The 4,093-nt window shown below is 74.4% G+C and carries 2 protein-coding genes; one reads left to right on the top strand and one right to left on the bottom strand.

Annotated features, from left to right (window positions below; all coding sequences use genetic code 11):
- Positions 1-303: 303 nt before the first annotated feature.
- Entirely contained in the window at positions 304-1,524 is a 1,221-nt protein-coding gene (locus tag ACFXGA_RS38800; RefSeq protein WP_378097747.1) for a hypothetical protein, read from the bottom strand.
- Between the two features lie 103 nt (positions 1,525-1,627).
- Here ACFXGA_RS38800 and ACFXGA_RS38795 point away from each other — a divergent pair.
- The coding region (locus ACFXGA_RS38795) for an ATP-binding protein (protein WP_378097744.1) at positions 1,628-4,093 on the top strand (2,466 nt) is incomplete at its 3' end.

Below are 4,093 nucleotides of genomic sequence, written 5' to 3'. Positions count from 1 at the left end.
CGGCGGGATGACACGAAACCCGACCAACGACGCAACCGCACCGAACCACCGAACCCCGTCATCCTGCTGATCTGCCCGTCCGGCGAGGACGCTTTTCGCTTTTCCCCACCCCCTGAACGTTGAACTCTCGCGTTCCCAACGTTGAACTCTCGCACTCTGAACGTTGGACTCTCGCGTTCCCAACGTAGGACACACGCGTTCTGAACGTAGGACACACGCGTTCTGAACGTAGGACACGCGGTGATCGGGTCGACCCCCAGTGCTCCGACCCGATCACCGGACGTCAGCGCCGCGCCATCCGACTCAACGCCCCACCAACCCCCTGAGCGCGACACCGACGTTGTAGTTGGGCCGCGTCGGGTTCACCGAGATGATCTGGCGCAGCTCGTGGTACGGGTCCGGCGGCGGAGGGGGCGGTGGGATCCTCCGCCGCAGCCACCACCAGATGAGCCAGAACCACCGGTCGAGGCCGCACCAACCGATGTAGAGGTAGTCGTCACCGCCGTACACCAGGGCCAGCGGGTTGCCCGCGACGTGCACGGCGGGCGGCCCGATCACCCACGGGTCCGGCACGGCCCCGAACGCGTCCGTGGCCGCCCTGATCGCACCGTCCGCACCCGCGTACGTCACGACGAACTCACCGGTCGGAGCCAGGGTCGCGGCCAGGCTCGCGCCCGTCGGCACCGCACCGGGCCCGGACAGCGCGACCAGGGGTTGCGGCGTCAGGCTCGCGAACGGGATCCGCCACAACCGCCCGTCCGTGCCGGTGAAGAACGCCGACGCCCCGGCGCTGCCCGACGCGGCGGCCACGGGCGATCCCGGCGCGGCCACGTTCGCCGGGGTGGCCGCGATGGTCGTCCAGATCGCGATCGGTCCGGCGGAGCCGCTGCCGAGCCGGCCCACCGACGTGTGGACGCCGCCGTTGCCGCCGACGAACGCCACCCCGAACCGGTCCCCCGCCGACGACTGGAACGCGGCCAGCGGCGTGGACGGCCGCACGGTGCCGGCCGGCACCACCGACGCGATCGGCACGATCACCGAGCCGGACCTGCCGTACGTGGTGTGGTAGATCGCGCCGTTGCTGCCGGTGAAGTGGACGTGGGTGCCGGTCTGCCCCTCGACCGCCACGATCCGCCCGCCCGGCGGGGCCAGCCCGCCCTGCGGGTGGCGGACGAAGCTCATGCCGGAGCCCGTGGCGCTGGTGAACCCGGCGATCAGGCCGCCGTGGCTGCCGATGGTGAACAGGGCCAGGCCGCCGTCCGACCGCCGGACGACGCTGAGGTCGCCGCCGGGTGGTCCGATGGCCGAGCCGACGAGCGGGCCGGTGGAGCCGGCGTCGGCACCGCAGAGCCGGCCGTCACCGCCGATGAAGAAGCCGCCGACCGGGGCGCTCGCGGCCGCCGGCGCGGCCGAGGCCGGTCCGGCCAGGCCGACCGGGAGTGCCGCGATCGCGCCGGACGCGACCGCGGCTCGGAGCAGGTCGCGCCGGGTCGGACCGGCGGACGCGCTGTTCGTGGACGTCATGCGCCCACGCTAGGAACGGCCTGCGCTGTCCGGCCGCTTCCGGGACGCGGACGGCTGCGGTGAGATCGGGTGGAGTGACGGTCGGCGACCCCGGGGCGGGACCATGGCGCAGAACTCCAGGCAGGCGTTGGACGCGTTCGTCGACGACCTCAACCGGCTGCGGCGGCACGCGGGCGCGCCGTCCCTGAACCGGATCACGTCGTCCGCGCACGCGATCGGCCACCCGCTCGCCCGGTCGACGGTGAGCGACAAGCTGAACGGGAAGTCGTTGCCGGAGTGGGACTTCGTCGTCTCCTTCGTCCGCGCGTGCCTGGCGCACGCCGACCAGGCGGGCGTGCGCGTGCCGGACGAGCTGGCCGACCTGGCGCGCTGGGACGCCGCGCACTGGGACCTGCTCCGCGCGATGGACAACGACCGCTCCACCGACCGACTGGCCGTCGCCGCGCAGCACGAAGCGCGCCGCCGCCAAGCCCGAACCCGGTCACAGGAACCGGACGCGTGGGTGGTCCCGCGACAACTCCCACCGCCGATCCCCCACTTCGCCGGCCGCGCGAGACCCCTGTCCCGATTAGCGGAACTACTCGCCACCCCCTCCACACCGACACCGACACCGACACCGACGATGATCACCGCCATCAGCGGCACCGCGGGCGTCGGCAAGACCACCCTCGCCGTCCACTGGGCCAACCAGGTCGCCGACCGCTTCCCCGACGGCCAGCTCTACGTGAACCTGCGCGGCTTCGACGCGGCACCGTCACGACTGGACCCCGGCGTCGCCCTGCGCGGTTTCCTCGAAGCCCTCGGCACCCCCGCCGACCGAATCCCGACCGACCCCGCCGCGCAGACCGGCCTGTACCGCAGCCTGCTGGTCGGACGCCGGGTCCTGGTCCTGCTGGACAACGCCCGCGACGCCGACCAGGTGCGACCGCTGTTGCCGGGATCGCCGGGCTGCCTCGTGCTGATCACCAGCCGGCAGCGGATGACCGGCCTGGTCGCGGCGGAGGGCGCGCACCCGGTCGTGCTGGACCTGCTGTCCGACGCCGAATCGCGCGACGTGCTCGCGCTGCGCCTGGGCGCGCGGCGGGTCGCGGCCGAGCCGGACGCGGTGCGGCGCATCGTCACCGCCTCGGCCGGGCTGCCGCTCGCACTGGCGGTGGTCGCGGCCCGCGCGCAGACCTTCCCCGACTTCCCCCTCTCCCGGCTGGCCGACGAGTTGGACGCGGCCAGGCTGGACGGGTTCGCGGGCGTCGAGCCCGCGCTGGACATCCGGTTCGTGTTCTCCTGGTCGTGCCGGAAGCTCGACCCGCCGGCGGCCCGGGTCTTCCGGCTGCTGGGGCTGCACCCCGGTGGCGGCTTCGGCGTGGACGCGGCGGCGAGCCTGGCCGGGCTGCCCGTCGCCGCGACCCGCCGCCTGCTGGCCGTCCTGGCCCACGTCAACCTGCTGTCCGAGCCGTCGCCGGGGCGGTACGCGATGCACGACCTGCTCCGCGCGTACGCCGCCGAACAGGCCGAGGCGGTCGAGCCCGCGCCGGACCGGCACCGCGCCCTCGGCCGGTTGCTCGACCACTACGTGCACACCGCCCACGCCGCGGACGTGCTGCTGTACCCGCACCGCGACCCGATCACGGTGCCGCCCCTCCCGGACGGCGTGGCCCTGCCGACGTTCACGGGGCGGGAGCAGGCGTGGGCGTGGCTCACCGCCGAGCACCAGGCGCTGCTCAACGCGGTCGAGCTGGCCGGCGACGGCTTCGACGCCCACGCGTGGCGGCTGGCGTGGTCGATGAGCACCTACCTCGACCGGATCGGCGCGTGGGCCGAGCAGAGCGCCGTGCAGCGGATCGCGGTCGCGGCGGGAGCCAGGCAGGCCGACCTCGACGCGCAGGCACGTGCCCGGCGGAACTGGGCGGTGGCGTGCCTGCGCCACGAGCGCTACGACGAAGCCGGCGAGCACCTGCGCCTGGCGCTGGACCTCTACGACGAGCTGGGCGACCAGGTCGGGGCCGCCAGGACGGTGCTGAACCTCGGCATCCTGGCCGAGCACCGGGCCGACTACCCGACCGCGCTGGAGCACGCGCGGCAGGCGTTCGACCGCTTCGCGCTGGCGGGGCACGCGCACGGGCAGGCCAACGCGCTGAACAACATCGGGTGGTACCAGATCCAGCTCGGCGACCACGAGAGCGCCCTGGAGCACTGCCGGCGGGCGCTCGCGCTCCAGCAGGAGATCGGCAACGCCTACTGGCAGGCGCACATCTGGGACAGCCTGGGCACCGCCCACCACCACCTCGGCCGGCACCGGGAGGCCATCCGCTGCTTCGGCCAGGCGCTGGCGTTGTGGCGGGACACGGGCGAGCGCTTCTTCGAGGCCACGACGTTGACGCACCTGGGCGACGCGCGGCACGCCGTCGGCGACCCGGCGGGCGCGCGGTCGGCATGGCTGCGGTCCGCCGTCATCCTCGACGACCTGGGCCACCCGGACGCGGGGGCGGGGGGCGCCCGGCGGGCCCCGCGACACCCACCCGCCCCCCACCCAAACCACGGGCGGACCGCCCCCCCCCGAACGCGCCCGGCC

Origin of the sequence: Actinosynnema sp. NPDC059335 (genome assembly GCF_042752395.1) — a bacterium.
Lineage (GTDB): Bacteria > Actinomycetota > Actinomycetes > Mycobacteriales > Pseudonocardiaceae > Actinosynnema.
Note: the sequence above shows the minus strand (reverse complement) of the source record. Positions and strands in the feature narration are given on the sequence as shown.